Source organism: uncultured Victivallis sp. (assembly GCF_944391105.1).
Taxonomy (GTDB): domain Bacteria; phylum Verrucomicrobiota; class Lentisphaeria; order Victivallales; family Victivallaceae; genus Victivallis.
On the sequence record NZ_CALXSK010000018.1, the window covers coordinates 23,606 to 45,347 of the forward strand.

At 57.9% G+C, this 21,742-nt stretch carries 18 protein-coding genes; 8 read left to right on the forward strand and 10 right to left on the reverse strand.

The window, feature by feature from the left end:
* The first annotated feature begins 104 nt into the window (after positions 1-104).
* The 5 genes from Q0K10_RS07425 (at position 105) to Q0K10_RS07445 (ending at position 2,793) form a co-directional block, all read left to right on the forward strand.
* The gene (locus Q0K10_RS07425; RefSeq protein ID WP_294505272.1) at positions 105-515 is read left to right on the forward strand and encodes a transcriptional repressor; all 411 of its coding nucleotides are present in this window, start codon (positions 105-107) and stop codon (positions 513-515) included.
* On the forward strand, positions 502-879 hold the full coding sequence (locus Q0K10_RS07430; RefSeq protein ID WP_294505275.1) for a desulfoferrodoxin: 378 nt from the start codon (positions 502-504) through the stop codon (positions 877-879). Before Q0K10_RS07425 ends, Q0K10_RS07430 begins: the two co-directional genes overlap by 14 nt.
* Positions 880-999: 120 nt before the next feature.
* On the forward strand, positions 1,000-2,211 hold the full coding sequence (locus Q0K10_RS07435; RefSeq protein ID WP_294505277.1) for an FprA family A-type flavoprotein: 1,212 nt from the start codon (positions 1,000-1,002) through the stop codon (positions 2,209-2,211).
* A gap of 25 nt (positions 2,212-2,236) precedes the next feature.
* Positions 2,237-2,398, forward strand: a complete 162-nt coding sequence (rd, locus tag Q0K10_RS07440; protein ID WP_294480857.1) for a rubredoxin — start codon at positions 2,237-2,239, stop codon at positions 2,396-2,398.
* A 26-nt stretch (positions 2,399-2,424) separates the two neighbouring features.
* A complete protein-coding gene (locus Q0K10_RS07445) occupies positions 2,425-2,793 on the forward strand; it encodes a DUF3192 domain-containing protein (RefSeq protein WP_294505281.1) in 369 nt (122 codons plus the stop codon).
* 49 nt (positions 2,794-2,842) lie between these two features.
* Here Q0K10_RS07445 and Q0K10_RS07450 read toward each other — a convergent pair whose 3' ends face one another.
* Both Q0K10_RS07450 and Q0K10_RS07455 read right to left on the reverse strand, forming a co-directional pair.
* Positions 2,843-3,223, reverse strand: a complete 381-nt coding sequence (locus tag Q0K10_RS07450; RefSeq protein WP_294505284.1) for a hypothetical protein — start codon at positions 3,221-3,223, stop codon at positions 2,843-2,845.
* 683 nt (positions 3,224-3,906) lie between these two features.
* Positions 3,907-4,902 (reverse strand): glycoside hydrolase family 130 protein, encoded by a 996-nt coding sequence (locus tag Q0K10_RS07455; protein ID WP_294505286.1) that lies wholly within the window; start codon positions 4,900-4,902, stop codon positions 3,907-3,909.
* A gap of 282 nt (positions 4,903-5,184) precedes the next feature.
* On the opposite strand from Q0K10_RS07455, the gene Q0K10_RS07460 reads away from it, so the two are divergent.
* Entirely contained in the window at positions 5,185-6,606 is a 1,422-nt protein-coding gene (locus Q0K10_RS07460) for a lipopolysaccharide assembly protein LapB (protein ID WP_294505287.1), read from the forward strand.
* A 458-nt stretch (positions 6,607-7,064) separates the two neighbouring features.
* Here Q0K10_RS07460 and Q0K10_RS07465 read toward each other — a convergent pair whose 3' ends face one another.
* The 3 genes from Q0K10_RS07465 to Q0K10_RS07475 are packed head-to-tail and all read right to left on the reverse strand — an operon-like array spanning position 7,065 to position 13,656.
* Complete coding sequence (locus tag Q0K10_RS07465) at positions 7,065-10,517, reverse strand: hypothetical protein (protein WP_294505288.1); 3,453 nt, start codon at positions 10,515-10,517, stop codon at positions 7,065-7,067.
* Positions 10,514-12,928 carry a right-handed parallel beta-helix repeat-containing protein gene (locus Q0K10_RS07470; RefSeq protein WP_294505291.1) on the reverse strand — a complete coding sequence of 805 codons (2,415 nt, stop codon included), beginning with the start codon at positions 12,926-12,928 and terminating at the stop codon, positions 10,514-10,516. Before Q0K10_RS07470 ends, Q0K10_RS07465 begins: the two co-directional genes overlap by 4 nt.
* 5 nt (positions 12,929-12,933) lie before the next feature.
* Positions 12,934-13,656, reverse strand: coding sequence for a type II secretion system protein (locus Q0K10_RS07475; RefSeq protein ID WP_294505293.1), 723 nt, complete (start codon positions 13,654-13,656; stop codon positions 12,934-12,936).
* Positions 13,657-13,826: 170 nt separating this feature from the next.
* Between Q0K10_RS07475 and Q0K10_RS07480 the strand changes: the two genes are divergently transcribed.
* Entirely contained in the window at positions 13,827-14,969 is a 1,143-nt protein-coding gene (locus Q0K10_RS07480) for a GntR family transcriptional regulator (protein ID WP_294505296.1), read from the forward strand.
* Positions 14,970-15,043: 74 nt separating this feature from the next.
* Here the strand turns inward: Q0K10_RS07480 and dgoD are convergent, their stop codons facing one another.
* From dgoD to Q0K10_RS07505, 5 genes are read right to left on the reverse strand one after another with little or no spacing between them, the layout of a single operon-like run.
* A complete protein-coding gene (gene dgoD, locus Q0K10_RS07485; RefSeq protein ID WP_294505302.1) occupies positions 15,044-16,213 on the reverse strand; it encodes a galactonate dehydratase in 1,170 nt (389 codons plus the stop codon).
* The gene (locus Q0K10_RS07490; protein ID WP_294505305.1) at positions 16,210-18,378 is read right to left on the reverse strand and encodes a beta-galactosidase; all 2,169 of its coding nucleotides are present in this window, start codon (positions 18,376-18,378) and stop codon (positions 16,210-16,212) included. The genes dgoD and Q0K10_RS07490 overlap by 4 nt, the downstream gene beginning before the upstream one ends.
* Before the next feature lie 18 nt (positions 18,379-18,396).
* Positions 18,397-19,809: a beta-galactosidase gene (locus Q0K10_RS07495; RefSeq protein ID WP_294505308.1), complete on the reverse strand. Its 1,413-nt coding sequence runs from the start codon at positions 19,807-19,809 to the stop codon at positions 18,397-18,399.
* A 22-nt stretch (positions 19,810-19,831) separates the two neighbouring features.
* The gene (locus Q0K10_RS07500) at positions 19,832-20,584 is read right to left on the reverse strand and encodes an SDR family NAD(P)-dependent oxidoreductase (RefSeq protein WP_294505310.1); all 753 of its coding nucleotides are present in this window, start codon (positions 20,582-20,584) and stop codon (positions 19,832-19,834) included.
* Positions 20,585-20,588: 4 nt separating this feature from the next.
* Positions 20,589-21,326 carry a helix-turn-helix domain-containing protein gene (locus tag Q0K10_RS07505; protein ID WP_294505314.1) on the reverse strand — a complete coding sequence of 246 codons (738 nt, stop codon included), beginning with the start codon at positions 21,324-21,326 and terminating at the stop codon, positions 20,589-20,591.
* A 190-nt stretch (positions 21,327-21,516) separates the two neighbouring features.
* Between Q0K10_RS07505 and Q0K10_RS07510 the strand changes: the two genes are divergently transcribed.
* Positions 21,517-21,741 (forward strand): hypothetical protein, encoded by a 225-nt coding sequence (locus tag Q0K10_RS07510; RefSeq protein ID WP_294505317.1) that lies wholly within the window; start codon positions 21,517-21,519, stop codon positions 21,739-21,741.
* Position 21,742: the final 1 nt, after the last annotated feature.

A 21,742-nucleotide genomic window follows, 5' to 3' on the forward strand; every position in this document is an offset into this window, starting at 1 on the left:
TAAAATCGGGTATTTTTTGCAAAATATTACTTGCAACCTGCCGGGAACGCAGTATATTATTCAATTGGATAATGATTATCAAAAATATCTCATTCGGGAGGAGCATGAACAGAACAGCACAGAGAGAGGCGATCCTGAAGGAGCTGCGATCGGTGAAGAGTCATCCGACCGCGGATGAGCTCTATACGATGTTGCGCGTGAAGATGCCGACCATCAGTCTGGGCACGGTTTACCGGAATCTGGAGCAGATGTCCCAGGCCGGTATTGTCCGGAAACTGGAAACCGCGGGGAAACAGAAGCGGTTTGACGGGGATTTGTCCGAGCATCATCATGTTCGTTGTCCGGTCTGTGGTGCCGTGCGGGATGTTTCTCCCGGGACGTTCGACAGGATCGATCGAGAGATCCGGGTTCTGATGCGTGATCTGCAGTGCGACTCGTTTTATCTTGAACTCAGCGGCAAATGCCGCGTTTGCAGCAGGAATAAAGATCAAGGAGGGGAAAATGCAGAAACGTGAATTGTACAAGTGCGCGAAGTGCGGGATGGTCATCGAAGTGCTTGACACCGGTTGCGGTGCGGCTCCGCACTGCTGCGGCGAAGAGATGAAGTTGCTCGTTGCCGGCAGTGTCGACGGCGCGCGGGAGAAGCACGTTCCCGTGATCGAGGAGCAGGGCGACGGCATCCTCGTGAAGGTCGGAGAAATTCCGCATCCGATGGAGGAGAAGCATTATATCGAATGGATTGAAGTCGACAACGGGAACTATGTGAACCGTTACTTCCTCAAGCCGGGCGACAAGCCGCAGGCCGCGTTTTACGTGCCGAATCAGCCGGGTCTTGTGGCGCGTGAATACTGCAATCTGCACGGCCTCTGGAAGAAATAATCGGAAAAAACCGACCTTCAACGCCGGAAAGGGCTGGAAACGGCTGTTTCCGGCGTTATATTTCTATAGAATGCGGATCAATTTGTCACTAATCACGCCATTGGCGGAACGGGGTTGAAGATGGAAGAGTTTTTCAAAGCGGTAAAAATAACCGAAAAAGTTTACTGGGTCGGGGCGATCGACTGGTCGGTCCGGAATTTCCACGGCTATGAGACGGGACGGGGGTCCACCTACAACGCGTTTCTCGTCCTGGATGAGAAGATCACGCTGATCGATACGGTCAAGGCGCCGTTCGTCCCTGAACTTCTCGCCCGGATCCGTTCCGTGATCGGAGATGTCACGAAGGTCGATTATGTGGTTTCGAACCACGCGGAACCGGATCACTCCGGCGGTCTTCCTGCGACGGTTGCGGCGATCAAGCCGGAAAAGGTGTTCGCTTCGGCGGTCGGCCACAAGACGCTCATGGCTTATTACGGCGACCTCGGCGTGATTCCGGTGAAGAACGGTGAGGCGATCAGTCTCGGCAAAAGCAATCTCGCCTTTGTTGAAACGAAGATGCTGCACTGGCCGGACAGCATGGTATCCTACCTCGATACGGAAAAGCTGCTCTTCTCGCAGGACGCCTTCGGGATGCACCTCGCAGGCAGCGGCCGGTTCGGAGAGGATTATCCGGCCTACGTGCTCGATTACGAGGCTCGGAAGTATTTTGCGAACATCCTGAACCATCTGTCGCCGAAGGTGCTCGATCTGCTGGATGCGCTGCCGGGGTTGAATCTCGACATTCAGATCGTTGCTCCGGACCACGGCCCGGTGTGGCGCCGTCCGGAGGATATCGCATGGATCATCAACCTTTACCGTGAGTGCGCGCTGCAGGCGCCGAAGGCGCACGCGGTTGTGGCGTACGCCTCGATGTGGCACTCGACCGAGCGTCTCGCCGAGGCGCTGGCGGACGGAATCCGTTCCGCAGGTGTTGAGGTCAAGCTCATGGATCTGCAGGTGAACGACCGCAGCGCGGTCATGACCGAAGTTGCGAACAGCGGGCTCATGGCGTTCGGCGCGCCGACCATGAACAATCAGATGTTCCCGGCGATGGCGGACACGCTCTGCTATGTGAAAGGGTTGCGTCCGAAGAACAAGCTCGGCTTTGCGTTCGGTTCTTACGGCTGGAGCGGGGAGGGCGGCAAACAGATCAAGGCGGTGCTCGATGAGATCGGCGCCGAGCAGCCGCAGGAGCTGTTCCAGGTCAAGTATATGCCGACTTCGGAGGATCTGAAGAAGATTCACGAAATCGGGGAAAGCCTCGGCCGGTCTTTGCTGGACCGGGTGAAATAAGAGACTCAAGGTAGGAGAAATGCAAATGAAGAAGTATGTGTGTGATGTCTGCGGCTATGTGTATGACCCGGCGGTCGGCGATCCGGATAACGGAATCGCGGCGGGAACCGCGTTTGAGGCGCTGCCCGAGGATTGGGTCTGCCCGGAGTGCGGCGCCGGCAAGAGCGAGTTCTCTCCGATGGAGTGAGCCGCCCGGGTTCGAGGAGGTTTTGCATGGGTGAATTCCGCAGGATGATTCTGGTGTTTGCCGCTGCGTTCCTGATCGGGGCGGCGGTTTCCGGCTGCGCGTCGATGCCGTGGAACGAAGCGGAGCGGAACATCGAGAATTCGAAGCGTCTCCGGGTCGGCATGACCAAGGCGGAGGTGCTCGAAGTGATGGGTGATCCGGTCTCGGATGAGACGTTTTCGACGCCGGACGTCTGGTATTATTTTGTTCAGTCAGTCTGGATGGACGGACTCACGACCCGCGATGAGTGCATGCCGCTCGTATTCGAGGAGGGCAAACTCGTCGGATGGGGGAATCCGTTCTACACGAAATACCGGATCGAAAAGAAAATGGGCGGGCAGAAACTCGAACTGTAATTCCTCTTTCGAAAGGGAATCCGAAGGCGGTCTTTGCGGGCCGCCTTTTTTATGGTCGTTTCCGGCGGAAGAGCGTTGCCGTCACCAGCCCGTCGAGAATCAGCAGCACGGCCGGGGCGAACGCCGCCGGCACTCCTTGAAAAACTGCGGTGAGAAGTCCGATGACACCGGCTGCGCCGAGAAGCGCCGTCCACGCGATGAGTAGCAGCCGCCGTGCCCTTGTCGATCCCCGGTTCAGCAGGAGATAGAGTCCGGCGCATGCGGCGGCGATCCCCCAGGAAACGCCCCATGCGATCAACGCGGATGGTGACCACGAACGCCCGTCCGGACCGCCCAGAAAGCAGAAGACTCCCCAGAGAAATGCCGCGCTTCCGGCCAGAAACGGGATTCCAGAGAGAACCCAGAGCGTGATTGAGGTCATTTGCGTCATCGGAACATCCTCCCTTTTCCCTTACTATACCACCCGGTTCGGAGTTTGTCAACACGAATCGGTATGTTGCTTAACTTGAGCCAATTTCAAAAAGATGACAACGTCCGGAAAATGTGCGCAATTTTCCGGACATTATCGACTGGCGCCATTTTCTTTTTACATTTTATTTTATCAACTGTCATGTGCGGGAATAAATGGTTCTGTTTTTCAGTAAAAAAACAACTGACACTTTTCTCCCTGTTAATAAATTGACAGTCAATATGATGCAACATTGCATCATATTCTGCCAATACGAGTTAAGATCGCATGGGAAATTCTGATTGCAAATCAGAATTTCTGAGTCATAGATCAAATTGACCGACGCAGGAATAAGCCTCCGATGAATGCAATCCGCTGTCGTCACGAAAAAGCCTGGTGTATTCTTTGCTTCCGGATAACAGTGCGGGAACTCCTCATCCCGGCGTTCCCATGCGCTTTTTCCCGCCAGCTCTGCGAATTATCCCTTCCCCTCCAGAATCGACATACAGGAATTCCCGACGCGACCGACCTTACCCGGAGATGGTCGAGGCCGCACGGGAGATCGGCGCGCAGCTCTATTCCTTCCGTTCCAGAGAGTGATTCCGCAAAACACAGACCGGCCGGCGGAACGAATTCCCCGGCCGGTCGTCGCTCCCGCGGAACAATCAGCGGCGGAACGGTTTAATCATCGCGAGCAGATCGTCGACGTGGGCTGTGGCAAGGCATTCGACCGTGTCGGCCGCACCGTAGTAGATTTTCACTTCGCCGTCGTCTTCGAGGATCATGCCGCCGGGGAAGATCACGCTGCCGCGGAATCCTTCAAGTTCATACTTTTCGGTCGCCCGGATGAGCGGTTCGGGAGCAAGGCCGATGACTGTCTGCGGATCATCGAGATCAAGCAGCATGAGGCCGGCAAAGTACTCCTTGTTCCAGGTCGCCTTCGGATTGTTCGCGGTTTCCCAGCCGAAAAGATTGCGGTTCATATCCTTGTATGTGGCGTGGAAAATGCAGAGCCAGCCCCGGTCGGTTTTGACGGGCGGAGCGGCAGGGCCGATCTTCGCATTTGCGTAGGGGACGTCCTCCATCCCGAGGACGAGACGGGTCTCCCCCCAGAAGCGGCAGTCCGGCGACTTCGACGACCAGATGTCGAATTTCTCCTGGTAACCGCGACTGTACTCCGGAAACGGACGCTCAAGCCGCAGGAACATGCCGTCGATCTTCTCCGGGAAAAGCACCATGTTGCGGTTGTCCGGCGCCGACATCGAGAGTACTTCAAAGTTGTCGAAGTCATCCGTTACGGCGATGCCGCCGCGCACCCCGTGCCGGGTGTCCACGGCGAAACAGAGGTAGCAGCGGCCGTCAACCACTGTCAGACGCGGATCGTAGAAGCGGACGATTTCCGGATCGGATTCAATGATTTCCGCGGCAACTTTCCACGGTTCGGTCTGAACGCTCCACTTTATGCCGTCGTCGCTCCAGGCGATTCCGAGATTCGTGTAAGTCTTCGTCCATCCAGTCGGCGAAAAGCCGACATCATTGCGGAACACCATCACGTATTTCCCGTTGAATTTGCAGACTCCCGCATTGAAAATCAGCGACGCGTCGAACGGAATGTCCCGTGCCGACAGAATCGGGTTCGAACCACAGCGGACAAGCGCCATTTTGTCGACTCCTTTTATTGTGGTTGTTTCTGGTTTGTGAAACCGTTTCACAGTTCCGGATATTACTATACTCCGGAGAGAGGAAATTTCAATCATGAAAAGGGAGATTTTCCGGAAAGAGAAGATGAAAGTTTCAAATCGGGATGGTTCCCGACTTGACAATTAACGATTTCGGTAGTAAGTTTCCAGATGGAATCGAAAGAAACAATCAACCCATAGAAGGAGCGTGTGGTTTCGGGGGACGGATCATCATCGTCTGCCGGAACGCTGCAAGGATGAGCTATGCAAAAAAAGACCGCTGCCAATGTCACTCCGGAACTCCGGGAAGCCTACCACAAGGCTTTGCGGATCATGAAAGAATCCGACCGGTTGCTCGCACTCAAGGATCTTTTGAATCAGGAGCCGGCTTTTGTTGAAGCGCGCATGAAATTGCGTGATCTGGAACGCAAAAAGGTGATGAGCGTTTCTCCGATTGGTCGTTTTTTCGCCCGGCTCGGCTCTCCTACCGGAAAAATCAAGGGATTGATCCGCACAAGTCCGACGCAGGCGATGGCATTGTGCGAGGATACGCTGGCCAAGACGCTGGACAACATTCCGGTTCTCGAGCTGCTGGCGGAAGCCGCGGACAAGGCTGGGGCGCCATTCATCTCCGCTGAAGCCATGGAGCGTGCTTCGGAGCTCCGGCAGAACGATTTCAGCTTCATTTTGAAAATGGCCACCTATCTTCAGAATGCCGGGCAGGCCGGTGAGGCGTTGAAACGGCTGACCGCGCTGGCGACCAACAATCCGGACAACAAGGAGATTCAGGACGCCTACCGCCAGGCGATCAACATTGATGCAAAGCAGCGCGAACAGGCCAAGAATGTGGCGATGGCCTCTGTGGAGCAGGGGGCCGGTTCGAATGCGATCGGCAGCAAGTCCGCCGCGATCCTTCAGCTGCTGGAGAACACGATTCACGACGCGGCTCAGGCGAAGCTGGTCGTGAATGAGTTGCTGAAGGTTCTGGCCATGGGTGAATCGATGGATGTCCGCCGCAAACTCGCTTCCGCCTATATCATCATGGGCGACTTCGACAAGGCGATCGCGGAGATCAACAAGGTCATTGCCGCTTCGGCCGCATACGATCCGCAGCTCGACAAGAATCTCGAAGAGGCGGAAATCGGCAAGATCGACAAGGAGATCGCGCAGATCAAACGTCGTCCGCCGAAGGACCTGGCCGATCCTGCGGCCCGTATCGCCGAACTTGAGGCGATGCGGGAACAGCTTAAGCTCGATCATGCGCTGAGCCGCATCGAACACTATCCGAACGATATCGGGCTGGTCTACGATCTCGGCAAACTCCGTTATGAGCGTGGCGAGTATGATCTGGCCATTGAACAGTTCATGATCTCCCGCCAGTCTGCGCGCTGCGAAGTCATGTCGCGCATTGCTCTGGCGGACTGTTACGAGCAGCAGGGGAAGTACAAGGAGGCCGTGGATGAGCTCGAAACGGTTCTTTCGATCATTCCGCGTCTCGACAAGGACCGGTTGACGACGGCCTATTCACTTGCGCGCATCATGGAGAAGACCGGCGACAAAGCCCGCGCGCTGGAATACTACAAGGAGCTGTATGAGCTCGAACCGCGCTTCCGCGACGTCAAGGAGAAGATTGCCATGCTGGAAGGAGGTTCCGCCGAAACAGCCCCGTCTGATGCTGCGCAATAAGCGGCGGAATGTGGAAACAATCGCCTGTCTTGTTTCAGGCGTTGCCTGCGCCCTCTCCGGTTTTCCGACCGGAAGAGGGCATTGTTTTGTGACGCATGTGTAAATCTGCCGAATGTGCCGGATGCAGCTGAACGGCTTCAATAGAGGAGCTAAATGTGGATGGCGACGAACGGGGGACTCGCAGATGAAAGATTTTCCGGCCTTTGCCGGGGAGACCGGGGGGAAGAAGAGCGATTTTGCATCGAAGTTCTTACCGGCCCATCAAGCCCTTTGGGGCCGAGGCTTCCCCTTGCCGATGGCTTGGTTATGCAAACGGATGCGGTTTTCAACTTCGGCGTCGGAGTCTTTTCTCCTGGCGGAATGAGCTGGACGTTTCCCGCGGTTCTGCGATTGGCGCTGCCCGATTTTCGTTCGAGTTGACAGATTCCGGAATGGTCATGTGTCGTTCCGTCAGGTGGTTACCAGATATCAGTCGTGTATGGGTGGACGAATCCCTCGATCCAGACGAATGGATAAAGGTTGGTCGGATTTCCCTGACGGGAGAGGGAAGGGCCGTCGGTGCGGCTGCCGTTCTGATTGACAAGCAAAGCTGCGCGAATCCAGGCGACCTTGCGCTTCATCCAGCCGGTGGCGAAATCATCGGGCGTCCAGGCGCACATGAGGAGAGTTCCGCCGGGCTGACGCCGGATGATCTCCGCGCCGTTGCCGGAGAAGACGGGGAAGCGGGTGTCCGGCAGGGACTTGACGGGGCGGTTGTCCGGATAGATCGCTTCGCGGTTGAAAAGCTCTCCATTGGTGATCCCCCATTTTTCGCTGCCTTCCGGACGGTCGGCGTGGAAGAGCCGGGAACGTTTTTCGAGACTCTCCCGCGGAGCCGCAGCCAGTTCACTTCGAGTCGGATCGGGAGCGGGAGCGGAAAGAAGGTAATCGATCAGATTGTCGAACAGCCGGGTCGCCGCCGGATCGGACTCGTAACGTCCGGAAATGTCGAACTGACAGAAAATCATTCTGCCGCGACCGTGGGCGACTTCGAGCAGCGGGCTCTCCTGAAGGTCGAAGCCGCTGACTGCGAGAGCGCGGACTGCGCCACGCTGCGGGCGAACCAGGGTTCGGGTCGCGACCGCATTGGTATTCGACACGTGCCAGAGCCGTTCCGGAAAACGTTCTTCGCCGGGGCCCATCGGGGTGATGGCGGGACGCAGCCGCGATTCCCCGGACCAGTTGCTCAGATCGGAGTCCTTCAACCCCTTGAAAGCCGGATGCCCCTCCGCCGCAATGAACGCCTGCCGGGGACGGGTCTCCTCCGTGGTCATCCCGAAGAGATTGTCAAGATCCTGCTCCATGACCAGCAGATTCACGCCGTCGGCTACGAGATCGTCGAGTTTGATTTTTTCGAGGAGGCGCAGCAGATGCTGATACCCGTCCGGCGAAACGGTCAGCGTTCGAGCCGGAATGATCAGCAGATCGCCGGGGCGCGGGGTGCCGGAGACCTCTTTCCGGGTGCGGTGGAGGGCCATCGCCGCGTCAGGGCCGAGCCCCCGCCAGGAGTAGCTCTTGAGTCCGCCGAGCAGCCGCGCGTCCAGTCCGGCCGCTTTGAGGAGTTCGGCATTGTCGCGGTTGATGACCAGATGCGGGGTTTCGTGCGTGAGATCGTCGCTGATGTTGGCGTACCAGACGGTTTTATCTGCGAAGTTTCGTTCCGGGACGCGGTGCGGCGGGAATACCGTCAGCATAAAACGGTCTGAAACCTTGCAGCCGTCGATCGATACATCGGCGATGAGTTCGAAATCGGTGCGTTCCGACACTTCCGGGGCGGGGAATTCCATGATGAACCGGAGTTTTTCCCGCATTCCGGCATCGACGCTTCCGCGCAGATCTCCTTTGCGGACGGTCGTTCCCCGCCGGCGCAGCTCCCAGCGTCCTTCGACTTCCACCGGGCGGTCGAGGTCGTTGATGACGATGAAGTTCTTGCGGATCAAGGCACCGGAGTAGAAGAGATGGTCCTTCGAGGTGAAACGTCCGTCCGGGCCGCCGATGTATCCGGTTGCGAAAGCCGTCGCATCGAGACAGGCGCGCGCCGCCGGAGTCTCGGGATCGATGCCCGGCATCGGGAAGGTTCCGCGCATCGCGACACTGAATCCCGGGCAGCGCGGGTCGTCGAGTTCCCGGAACCCGAACCGATGCTGCGGTGATGGATTGGCGAGTGGGCCGAAGCACCCTTCGTTGAGAATATGGTGTGCGCTTGCGCTGACGCCGTATGTGCGCCACGCGCGCCAGATCCGCCGCACATTGTCGGCGGTGAGGCGCTGCATGACCGGATAGAGCATGTGACGATAGTAGTTGTCGCGGGGATAGCGTTCAAAATCAGCCTCGTTCTCCTCCCGGTAGATCGACGGTCCATAGTACCGGGCGGCATTTTCAAGGTGAATTTTCGGCCAGATTCCGCCATGCGGCATCTGGTGATCGATGTAGCGGATATATTGATGACCCGCGAAGGGGATGCCGAATTCCGTCAGCCAGATGGCCTTGCGTTTTTTTCCGGAACGCGACCAGAAGTCGAAGAACTCCTCCCGTTCCTGCACATCGAGGTTGTCGCAGAGGTAGCGGGTCGCAGTTTCGATGGAGCTGTACGGGCCGTTGTGGGAGGCGATCGGCCGTTCCGGATCGACGGTGCGGACGAGTTCCGCCAGTTCCCGGAAGAGCTCCTGGGCGGTCTTTGCTTCGGCGGAGGAGCGGCTGAGCGGAAAATATTCCCAGGAGTTGTAGTATTGTCCGGCGTATTCCGGATGCATGGAAGCCAGCGCGTAGGCGGTGTTGGAGCTCCAGGCGAGGATGGAGGGGTGTTCCCGCAGACGTTTCACACGGCGGATCACGTCTTCGCGGCTCTCCTCGCCGTTCATCGGGGTCAGGCCGCTTTTCGGATCCCAGATGTTGACCCGGATGAAACTGCCGCAGTTCTGCAGCAGATGCAATCCGTGCTTGTCGGCCATCCGGATCGCATTTTCATTGTTGCAGCGGATGCCGCCGGAGATGCCGGCTTCCTTGAGTTTGGCAAAGAGACGTTCCGCCTGCGGAATACAGATGTTCCGCATCCCCGCAGACCCCTCCCACGCGTCATCGCAGATCGCGGTGGGAATGCCGTTTACCATGAAGGAGCCGTTTTCGACCCACACCTCCCGGAATCCGAAACTGCGCGGCAGACGGCGGTCGATGATGTTCCCTTTCGGGTCGCGCAGCGTCAGCGTGTAGTAGTAGAGTCGGGGATTGTGGCGGCTCCAGAGCTGCGGATCCTTCCACGGGACGGTGATGCTGCCGCGTCCCGAGGCGGGAATCGGCAGCGTGAAAGTCAGCGCCGGCTCAGAACCGTCCGGTTTCGAGCTGATGACGGCTTCGACTGTTCCTCCGGTCGGAGCCGAAAGTTCCACGTCGAGCGTCACGCTCATTTTGCGGAAGGAGGTGCGCAGATAGCTGTCGGCGATATGCACACCCTGCGGTCGGGAACGCAAAATCACATCTCCTTCGATCGACGGGGCGGTGATTTCGATTGTGGCGGGGCCGTCCGTCCGGGGCGTGATGGGGAGTTCGCAGAACTCCTTCCCGTCGAGGGTTCCCGCCGGGATGCCGTCGATCCGCAGTTCGCCTTTGGCATAGTTTATTTCGAGGAACAGCTGCCGGTTGCGCCACGCTTCGGGCAGTTTGAATTCCCGTCGGAAGGTCCGGACACCTTTCCCTTTTACCGGAAGAGCCGGAATTCGTTCCGGTTTGCCGTCGGCGATCCAGAAGCCGTTGAGAATGGTGTCTCCGCGGAAACCGTTGTCGCGGGTATACTCTTCCGGCAGTTCCCAGTCGGGTTCCGCCGCCGGTGCAAAGAGGGCCAGAGCCGCCGTCGTCATAAGGAGAAGAAGTTTCATTTCTGGATGATTTTCCCGTTGTCGAGTTCGATTTCAAAATTGAAGTCCTGCTGCGCGCGAAATGCGCCGCATCCGGGTTCGGTCCGTGGCAGACCGTAAAAGTCCTGCGTGACGCTCATTTCCGGCGGGAGTTCAACCGGTTTTCCGTCGTTGCCGCCCTGCACCGCGAATTTTCCGGCCAGATCCGGGCGGTTGCCGGAGAGGAGGTTGTTGAATGCCGCGCCGTTTTTCGGAGTTTCACCCCAGCGCGTTCGGCGGTTGAGCGGCCCTTCCGAAAGATAGATGCCGCCGGTTCCGGTCAGATTTTTCCAGGCGGGAGCGGGGTTGTCGCGTCCATCAACGGTGTTGTTGACGGCCCAGACCCGGTCGGCGCTCCAGGCGAGGATTCCGAAGCGGAACCAGACCTCGCCCGGAACGGTGTCGAGAATGACGTTGTTGCAGACCAGATTCGCGCCGGGGCTCGCTTCGATGCCGATGCCGAAGGAGTTGACTTTTTCCGCGAGGTTGCCCTCAATGCGGTTCCCGTAGTGTTCCCAGTCCATCCACAGTCCGGGGCCGAAGCCGCCGACAAAGCGGTTGTAGCGGATCACGCAGCCGGTCAGGCGGAAGAACTTGAACGATCCGGATTCCCAGTAACGGTTGTAACCGTTGCGGTTGTTGCCGGTAACCGTGTTGTATTCGACGACCATGCGCCCGCGGCCGGGGGCGGAGCTGTTCTGGTTCGCCGCGGTCAGTTTTTCGCTCCGGCCGGAGGCGCCGATGCCGATGCCGCCGGGGTCGCGGATCAGGTTGCCGCGGATTACGATCGGCGGATCGTCCTGATTGAAGTTTCCGAGATTGACCGAAATTCCGCGCACTTCCGGCGAGGAGAAGAGACACCCTTCCACCAGACAGCCGGGCGCGGATACCGAAAGCTGGGCGCGCTGCTGGAACTGCGTTCCTCCACGCAGTTCGAACCCGCGCAATGCGCCGCGCGGAGCGTCGAGTTTGACGAGAAAATCGTGTACGCCGAGTTCCATGAGCCGTTCGTTCGGGTCGACATCCCCGGCGAGCCGCACATAGATGGCGCGATCCATTTCCGTCGGCAGCGGGTCGCTCACAAGAAGTTCGGGGACAAATTTCATATTGCAGGCGGCTTCCGGTGGTTCCAGAAAATTCTCCGGCTTGTCGGCGGTGGCGTAGTAACCGGTGATTCCTTTCGGAAGTCCAAATTTGAATTTCCGTTCTTCCGGAAGGGTGCAGCAGTCGAATTCGAAGAAAAGTTCATTCCAGCCTTCGTTCAGTACAAAGTTCTCGATTCGTTCACTTTTTCCGTAGTTCAGGCTTGGAACCGGACGCCCGGGCAGGAACAGAACCGGCACATATTCTCCGTTCACGCAGATTCGGAAGCGATTCACCTGCGAGCCGTCGCCGGACCCGGTCTGGCGGGCGATGCGGAATTTTCCGCCGAGGTCGAGTCTCCCTGTGATCGGCTCCGGATTGCGGGGGTCCCAGACGACTTTGCCGGAGCGTTTCTTCGGGGGAACGTAGATCCAGCACTTCGCATAATAGATGGCGTTTCCGAGGGAACCGATCTCCAGCATGCCGTTTTCATCCGCCGTGATTTTATGGTAACTGAGCGTTTCGCCCGGTTTTGCGCGGCGGGCGAAATGACGACCGGAACGGCTGAGGTAAAAGCAGTTTTCGTCGAGCTCATCCAGACTGCCGACCTCACGCAGCACGGTCCCGTCACAGGAGAGTCTTCCGCTTCGGGGCCCGGGAGTATTGGCCCGCCAGAATCCCTCCGGGGTTTTCTGAAACGATCCCGGCGGCAGAAGAGCGTCGCCGGAGAGGATCGGCAGATTGCCCTTGCTGTCGGAAACTCCTTCCAGCGCAACCCCTTCCGGAATGGAAATCTTTTCGCGGTAAATCCCCGGCGCGACGGCGACGGTGTCTCCCGGTTTCGCCTGTTTGAGCGCGGCGCCGATGGTTGTGAAGGTCTCCTTGTGTCCGACCCGCAGGGCGGGGGAGGGGGTGTTGGTCAGTGGTTCGGGGCGCTCCGGAATCTGCGGCTCCGGTGAGTTTCCGGGGGTGTGGAAGAAGTAGTTCTTCACGTTCGGCGCATCCGAACCGAAGAGGGTTTTCGCCGCTGTCGCGGCATCCGGAAAACCGGAGATCTGTTCCAGCGGATAGTTGATCAGCCTCCATCCGGCGGGTCGGCAGTTCAGTTTCCCGTTGCGGTACTCGACCTTCACAAGGTGTTTCACGTGTCCGAGCAGCAGCCTCTCTCCGCCGCAGGTTACGACGGAGGGGCGCAGCGGCGGATTTTCCGGAATCGCCCGGTCCGGGAGCGGCAGATCTGCCGATTTCGCCGGGAACAACAGCAGTGCATACGCCGCGAAGGCGCTGAAGAGGGGAAACGATTTCAACATGATGATTACTCCACATTCGTACGCAGCCAGGCGGTGCGTTGAGCATAAGAATATTCCGTGAAAGAACCCAGTTTGCCGTGGCCGTCGGCGAATACCATGTTTCGTCCTCTTGCATGGGTTCCCACCGCGTCGGGAAATGAGACGTTTGCTTCGTTCCAGGTGACTTTCTGTATCCAGGATTCATGCAGAAGAATGGCTGTGCCGGGCTTCCTCAGCCGCATGACGCGAATGGCGTAGGCAAATTTCACATCGCCCGAACGTTCCCGTGCGGCCGCGCCGTTTTTAAGGCCGACCGATCGCTCCACCAGATTTTTGATGTTCGGAACATAACAGGCGAACATATCATCGTTGTTCGAGTTGTTCCACAAACCGGCAAAGGCTCCGTCTGCAGTCGGACATTTGGCTCCATGAGAACCGTGCTGACGTCGATAAGTTGTGGTATTGATGAAGTCATGGGGAACCCATGTCCCGAGAGTGAAATCATCGGGCCAGCGCCATTGGCACGGCAGAAAATCATCATTGTCCGCCTGATACGCGACGGTTCCCAGATGATACTGCTTCAAATTCGACAGACAGCCGGTTGTGCGTGCCCGGTCCCGCGCCTGATTCAGCGCCGGCAGCAGCATCGACGCCAGAATCGCGATGATCGCAATCACCACCAGGAGCTCGATAAGAGTGAATTTTGCGCGGATCTCGGAAGTGTGGCATTGAAATTGCCGGCAGGGCATACGGGCCTCCTTTCCATTGGCTTGGTTGATTTTCTCTGATAATTATAGCAAGATAGAAGCAGCAAGACAATAGTTGCCGGTGAGAAAAACTATGAAAATAATGTTGATTGTATTGTTTTTCATAACAATCAAGCTATATTAGATATGGGCTCATCAGAAAAAGGCGAATCATGACCCGGAAAATTGATTATCGATTGCCGCAGAAATTGTACGGCATTTTCTGTGCTAAAATTCATTCCGGAGAGTTGATGCCGGGGGAACAGCTTCCGACAATCCGGGAGATCGCCTCGTTGTATCAGGTTTCGTTGTCAACTGCGGCGCAGGCGGTAAAACTGCTTGCGGAGAACGGCTTTGTGAAGTCGATTCGCGGGAGCGGGAGTTTTGTCGCACGCCAGTTTTCCGGTCCGGGTGAGGAGGAGACACGTGCGGCGGGGGAAATGGCGTCCCCGGTTTTCCCGCCGGGCGCCCGGGATACCATCTATTTCTTTTTCAATCCGAAAGATGAGACACAGGCCAGACTGCGTTATTACATCGAACTTTTCTGCGGGCTTCAGTTCGAAGCGTCGCTCTGCGGCATGAAGGCAAAAAGCGTAGCTCTGACCAGTTCTGAAATGCTGGATCAGGCCATCCGCGACGCGGTCAGCGACGGCGCGGCGCTCGTATTTGAACAGCCGGCGGATCATCGTTATTTTCCGCTGGAGCTGCCGTTGCCGTTTCTGCTGCTGAGCATGGATGAGATTCAGCCGGGTGTGAATGTCATCAGCCCGGACAACTACCGCGGAGGCTGGGAGTGTGCGGAATTTCTGCACAGTTACGGACATTCGCAACTCGGATTCGTCACCGGTTTTCCGCGAAAATCGGTTTTGTTCGATCAGCACTTTCAGGAGCGGGTGGCCGGCTTTGCGGACTATTGTTCCTTCCGGGGATTGCCTCCTCCGGCGATCTACCGCTGGGATGTGCGGGAGAAAAACGGACGCGCCGATATTGCCGCGCTTCTGGCTGCTCCACAGAATGGCCCGACCGCTGTCGGCATCGGCAGCCTGAATATGGCCGAAGAGATGTGCCGCTTTGCCCGTGAACAGTTTGGAGTCGGGGATCTTTCCGATATTTTCAGCTTCATCTCGTTTCAGGAACGGATGATCGTTTCAAGCCGGACCGATACGGCTGTGGCCTCCATTCCGATTTCGGTTCTGGCGCGGGAGACGGTAGCGATGGTGCGGCGGCTGATGATTCCGGATGTGGCAAAGCGGACTTATCGGCTTCTGATTTCCATGGACATCAAACCGGGGGCGACCGTCCGCCGCCTGCAATGACGATCCAGTTGGTTCTCGCACAGGATTCCGGGGGGCGGCGGACACGTCCGTCGCCTCCCGTGATCCTGCGCCGGTCAAACGAGTTTGTAGTAGCGAACCGCATCGACGGGACGGATGTCGGTGAGGTCGCCGCGATAGTGACGCAACTGAGTCGGGATGAACGGATGTTTGAGCAGTTCGCGTTCATCCAGTTCGACGCCGATGCCGGGGCGGTCGGGAATTTCCATGCATCCGTTGCGCAGGACGAGTTTTTCGTCACAGATTTCGGCGCGATAAGGAACATCTGTCATCATCATTTCGAGGATGCGGAAGTTCGGCACGCAGGCCGCAAGCTGAAGCGTTGCGGCGTTTGCGACCGGGCCGGAAGGATTGTGCGGGCAGAAGCCGAGGTGACGCGTTTCCGCCTCGGAGGCGAGAAAACGCATTTCGAGCAACCCTCCGGCGTGTGAGACATCCGGCTGGACATAGTCCGCGCAACCAAGTTCGAAGAATCTCCGGAACTCGTAGCGGTTGTACAGACGTTCGCCTGCCGAGAGAGGCACCCGCGTGCGTTCGCGGACTTCGCGCATGCCGGGCAGATCGTCCGGGGGCAGGGGCTCCTCAAACCAGTGGATGTCAAACTCTTCGAGATGCTGCGCGATGCGGACGGCGGTCGGGATGTCAAACCGGCCGTGCCCCTCGATCATGAGTTTCATATCGTTTCCGACGGCGGCGGCGACTTTGCGGACGCACTCCATGGCCTGGTCAAGTTCCCGTTTCCCGAGTTCCTGCCACGCTTTGCCGAACGGGTCCCACTTGCAGCCGGGATACCCGAGATCGCGGATGGCGGCGGCTTTTTCCGCGAATTCGTCCGGCGTTTTCGCCGGGGCGAACCAGCCGTTCACGTAGACCGGAATCGCATCGCGGACCTTGCCGCCGAGAAGCTGCCAGACGGGAACGCCGAGCGTTTTCCCCTTGATGTCCCAGAGGGCGATTTCGACGCCGGCAAGAGCGCTCATGAGCACGGGGCCGCCGCGCCAGTATGCGTCCCGGTAGCAGTCGTGGCGGAAGAGTTCGATGTTGGCGGGGTCTTTGCCGATCAGCCATGATTCAAGGTCGTGAATCGCGGCGGCGACAGTCGGTTCGCGATATTCGAGCGTCGCTTCCCCCCAGCCGCACGGGCCGGTGTCGGTTTCGACTTTCACGAAAACCCAGTTGGTGCGGTAACAGTTGCAGAGAAAGGTCTTAACGGCAGTGATTTTCATTTTTCTCCTCCTGTCGCGGCAACTCCGGTCAGAACCGCCCAGCCCCAGGGGGCAAGGGCGCATTCCACCCGGTTTCCGGTGACGGGCTGCTCTTCGGGAGAGGAGGCACCAATGGTTTCAAAGCATTCGATTCCAGGGAATTGCAATGTGAACTGATGCGGATTTTCATCCATGTTGAGAATGAAGAGGAGTTTGCGACCGTCCGGGAGGTTTCGCCGGAAAATCTGCAGGTATTTCCGGGTCTCCTCCCGGTCGATTTCCTCGAATTCCCAGCCGGGAGCGATTCCGGCGGCGGAGAGTCGGCGCGACAGTTCGTTCCGGAACGTCTGCCCATCCTCGTACGAGATGACCGGTATGTCGTTCGGGTAGAACGGCTTTTCGATCTGGTATGCGGCCGATACCTGCGAGAGGTAGAGCACGGTTCCCCCTTTGCCGTACCGATTGGTGATGATCGCCGGAGTTCCGTCTGCGAATGTGGCTTCGACATTCCCGCCTTTGGGTTCGGCAACGGCTTTGAAATCATAGGCCGGCAACGCCCCGCAGGTGGATTCCTTGAGCTTTTCGAGGTCGAACACCTGGACTCCGAAGAGGTCGGTCATGAGTCCCGGCGTGACTTCATAGTGGATCCCGGTTGTATTTTTGAGGGCGAACGGCGATTCGGCGATCACGACGCCGCCGGCTTCGACGAATGCGCGCAGCTTCTCCGCCATCCACGGGTCGACGCAGGGACGGAACGGGAGGAAGAGCACACGGATTCCGTCGCGCTCCAGGGCGTCTTCCCGGAGCTGACGCACATTGCGGTACTCCGCGCGTATCCCGATGTGGAGCAGCGCGTTGTAAAGTCTCAAGATGGCATCGTTGTACCGTCCGCGGTAACCCTCGGCGAACGCGATGGCGTCGCAGTCGCGCGGATCGAGGATTGCGACTCCGGAAAACTCCGCCGTATGGGTGGAGAAAATCGCACTGTTTTCCTGCAGGAACCGGGCGAGTCGACCGAACTCCTCCGCACGTTTCGTGATCCGCCCGTCCCAGCCGACGAGGTTGAATTCCCCCGCCTGCGCGTCGGAGATCCGGCTGCGGTAGAGCCAGCGCAGAATGGCGCGTGCGCCGTGAGCCGTGAAAAAGAGGTCGCGTGCATTCATCTGTCGCGGGGAGTAGCTGCGCGGCACGAGATCATGCACCCAGCTGACCGGACCTGCCTCGGTTTCGACAACCCAGAATCCTTCCGGATCGCGGCGTTCCCGGCGACGTCCTTCGGCAATGAGCGGGAGATTATGACGTGTGACAAATTCGTAAGGGGTGAATCCCGTGGAACTTTTTCCCTGTGCATGGATCGTGTAGACGCTCGTTCCGAGGATCTCTTCCTCGCCGAAAATATCCGCATCGTACGGACCGCAGAGGTGGGAGATGACGGGCGTGACCGGATCGACTTCGCGGATCCAGCTCCGCACGAGGTTGAATTTGGCGGTGCGGTTCTCTGCGAGAAATTTCTGCCAATCCAGAAACGGCGCGTATCCGCCCGCTTCAAAACTTGCCTCCGGCTGCGGATTGACGTCCTCCCATGTGCGGAAGCGGACCGGAAACTCGGTGCTCCACGCTTTTGCGAGGGTTTCGAGGTCGCCGTATTTGCGTTCAAGCCATTTTCGGTAAAGTGCGACGGTGTGGCGGCAGTAACACTCCGCGAGGCGCGGTTCGTTCCAGCCGGACCAGGCGAGAAGTTCCGGCCGGTCCTTGTACCGGGCGATCGCCTCGTGCAGAAATTCCCGGGCGAGTTCCTGATAGCGCGGATCGTCATAACAGAGCTTGAACCGGTTGAAGCGGAGCTCCTCGTCGGAATCCGGTTTCGGTTTGAGCAGCGTGCAGTGTTCGTCGTAGACCAGATGACGCGGCGGGTAGATCGCCTGCAGATTCGTGAATGTTCCGCCGACGTTGACGATCACGCGCAGCTTGTTTTTTTTCGCCAGTTCAAACGCGAGGTCGACGCGGGAGAAATCGCGTTTCCCGGGTTCGCGCTCGATCCGGTCCCAGCAGAGGAAGAGCCGGAACGTGTTGAGTCCGAGTTTCGCAAAGTTTTCGAGATCACGCGGCCATTCGGATGAGTCGACTTCCGTCGCTTTGGGCAGCGGCGCATAGGTCGCGCCGACCGGAAAGATTTCTTGCATCATACTGATTGTTCCTTATGATTATCCGATGAAGTTTCCAAAACTCAGCAGCAGGGGGTAGTCCCGGAGCGGCAAATGAAGGAAGCGGCGACTGTTTTTTCCGGTGATTTCGATTGCGGATTCCGGAATCGCATAGATGGAACCGTCCAGCAGATCGACCAGACGCGGTTCCCCCTCCACCCCTGCGACTTCCAGAGAAATGGTCGATGCGTAGGTGGTGGTCAGCAGTTCGACCGGTTTCCAGTAGACGAATCCAGCTCCCTGTTTTTTTCGGTATCCGAAAGTCAGAAGCTCGTTTTTTTCCGAATCGTCATTTCGCATAAGCCGGGGGGAAGGCAGGTCGCAGAGGAGCCTTACCGGCAGCTCTTCCGCAATCAGTTCTCCGCGGAAGATCGCAGCCAGGGTCTGCAGGGTCCGGTAGGCTGGTTTGGGACGGTATTCCCCTGTCGACCTGCCATCTGCGTCGAACTCGGCTCCAAGTACCCCAAAATAGCCGTAGTCCTGGTAACTTGCTTTTTCTCCCACTTTGCCATTGAGTGCCTCAATCATGTCCAGACAGGAGAAGTAGGAGTTGATTTCGACCCCTTCCGAAAAGTGGACGAGCAGCATTCTCGCCAGAAATTTTGCCTGTTTCTCCGGCGTCCAGGCGCCTTCGTTCAGGGCTCCGGCGCCTCCTTCCCGAGATTGTGTGCCTGTCTCACCCTGAATGAAACGCAACTTCGGATTATAGCGCAGCGAGAGAGATTTCAAACTACGGACGTTGGCGATTCCACGGAATTCGTCCGGCGTATAGCCGTGATAACTGATCGCGTCGAGGCTCTCCGCAGCTCCGGTCTCGAACATTTCGGTCAACCAGTCGAAATCGTAGAGGCAGACGGCTCCTCCGATCACCTCGGCATCCGGATCGCCTTTGCGGATTGCGGCGGCGGTCGCCTTGGCAAATTCGCCGTATTCTGTACCGGAAACGCCGTGTTTCCAGCACCAGCGGCCGTCCGGTTCATTCCAGATTTCATACCGGGATACTTGGCCGCGAAAGTGTGCAGTCAGTGCCGTAACGTAATTGCTCCATGCCTGCCGCTGCTGTTCCGTCTGAATGGGCGGACAGCCGACCGCACCAAAAACTTTTCGGGCCGCTTCATCGTAGAGTCCATTTCCGTAGCAGAGGCAAATCCATGGTTGAAGGCCACGCTGGATCAGGTTATTGACAATCTCGTCGAGCCACTCGAATTCGTAAATGCCTTTGGTTTTTTCGGAGCGGGCCCAGCCGGACTGGATGCGGATATGGCGCACTCCGAGTTTTGCGACCTTGTCATATGCTTTTTCCGGATCGAAAACAGCCCGATCCAGTTTTTCAAACCCGAGTCCCCAGACCGTGTTGCCGGCCTCCCTGGCTGAGACGGGCGGGACCTCGCCGATTCTTTTGTAATTATCCATGATGATTTTCCCCGTTGATGCCTTACGGTGCGTAGTACATGCCGCCGTTGATGTTGATGGTTTCGCCGGTCACGTAGCCGTTGCGGATGGGGAACATGACGGCATCGGCGATTTCTTCGCTGGTTGCGCCGCGGCCGAGCGGGATTGCGGCGGACTCTTCCGCATACTTTTCCGGAGTCAGTCTTTTCCCGATGTTTTCCGTGATGACCATGCCGGGGCAGACCGTATTGGCGGTGATGCCGAAGGGGGCGCCGTTGTTGGCGTAGGCGCGGGTCAGTGCGTGCATGCCGAGTTTCGAGACGCCATAGGCGATCATATTCGGTTCGGCAGGGCGGAAACTGCGGACGGAAGCGATGTTCACGATCCTCCCCCATTTGCGTGCCTTTGCGCGGCGGAAAAACGCCTCAGAGCAGAGGAACGCCCCTTTGAGATTCACCGCCATGACCCGGTCGAACCATTCTCCCTCACTCATGCCGGGGCGTCTCTGCCACGGATCGAGACGGGCGTTGTTGATGAGGATTTCCGCGCCGCCGAGTGATTCGAGATGATCGAACATCGCCTCGACAGCGGCTTCATCGGAGACGTCGCAGAGCAGCGGCTCGGCAAGGCCGCCATTGTCATGAATTTCTGCGACAACCCGCTCGGCGTTGGCCGAATTGTGAGCGCAGTTGACGATGACCCGGCAGCCGGAGCCGGCCAGCGCATGTGCGATTGCCCGGCCGATTCCCTGGGACCCGCCGGTGACGAGTGCGATTTTGTTCTTGAGATCTGTCATGATTTCACCCTGCTGTTTGTATGGTGGATATGGATTGCGAAATCTGCCGTGCCGCACGATTGATGCCTTCGATCAGACGGCTCTCAAACGGCTCCGTGAAATCGTCGACCGCAACGGAGGCTCCGAGAACGGCGGTGACTTCCCGGTTCTGCCGGATCGGAAAGGCGATGACTCCCTGGTTGGATTTCCGGAATACGCACCGCTCCCTGCGACGGATTTCCGCGAGAGAAGGGGCGTCGGCGGGCAGCTGATCGAATCCCTCTGCCCGGTACCGTTCGATGATCGCTTTCTGTTCCGCCTCCGGGGCGAAGGCGGTGAGCAGCAGTCCGGTCGCAGTATCGATGAGGTCGTGGAACGAAAGCTGTCCCAGAACGATGTCGAGTTTGCGACACCCGTTGTGGTGCAGAAGGATATACCGTTCCGTTCCAAGTCGTTCCGCGAGCAGGACGGAGGCCTCGAATTCGGCGGAAGCGTGCCGGATGACCGGCTCGGCGGCTCGAATGAGTTTCTCCCGGTAGCGGACATGCGAGGCGAGCGTCCACGCCCGGGGACCGGCCGCGTAACCGTCGCGGCGCGATATCCGGATTGCGTATCCGGCATCGACAAGCTCCTTCAGGATGCGTGCGCAGGTCGCGTCATTGAGGCCGAACGCTTCCGCCAGTTCCCCGATCCGGCACGGATGCGGAGACTCCAGTGCCAGTTTTTCCAGAATAGCAAATGTTTTGTCGAGAACTTTGATCATATTATTTCACATTATGAAATTAATATTTCGTTATATAAAACTATACTATGCTATTATGAATGATTCAAGTGGGGAAATGCTGAATTTGCAAAAAAATCGGATGGGAAATCAACTTGAAATTTTCATGAAGTTTTACGGCGAATGACGGGAGCCTGCCGTCTTTTTCCGGCCAGGAGAGAGCTCGCCGTATTTGAACAAAATTCAGCGGACGCAGATCGAACGGCGACTGTCGCTGCTGCCCGCCCATCTTGAACCGGAAACGGGAAACGTTCCCGGGTACATCGATCCACGCTCCGGTGACGGTGTGATTTTCTGCTGCAATTGGCGAATTTTTTCAGAGCCCGTGCCGGGCTGGGCTGCCGGCAGTATCGCCCGGAAGGGAGGTGAACACCACCGGCTTAACCGGTGGTGTTGAT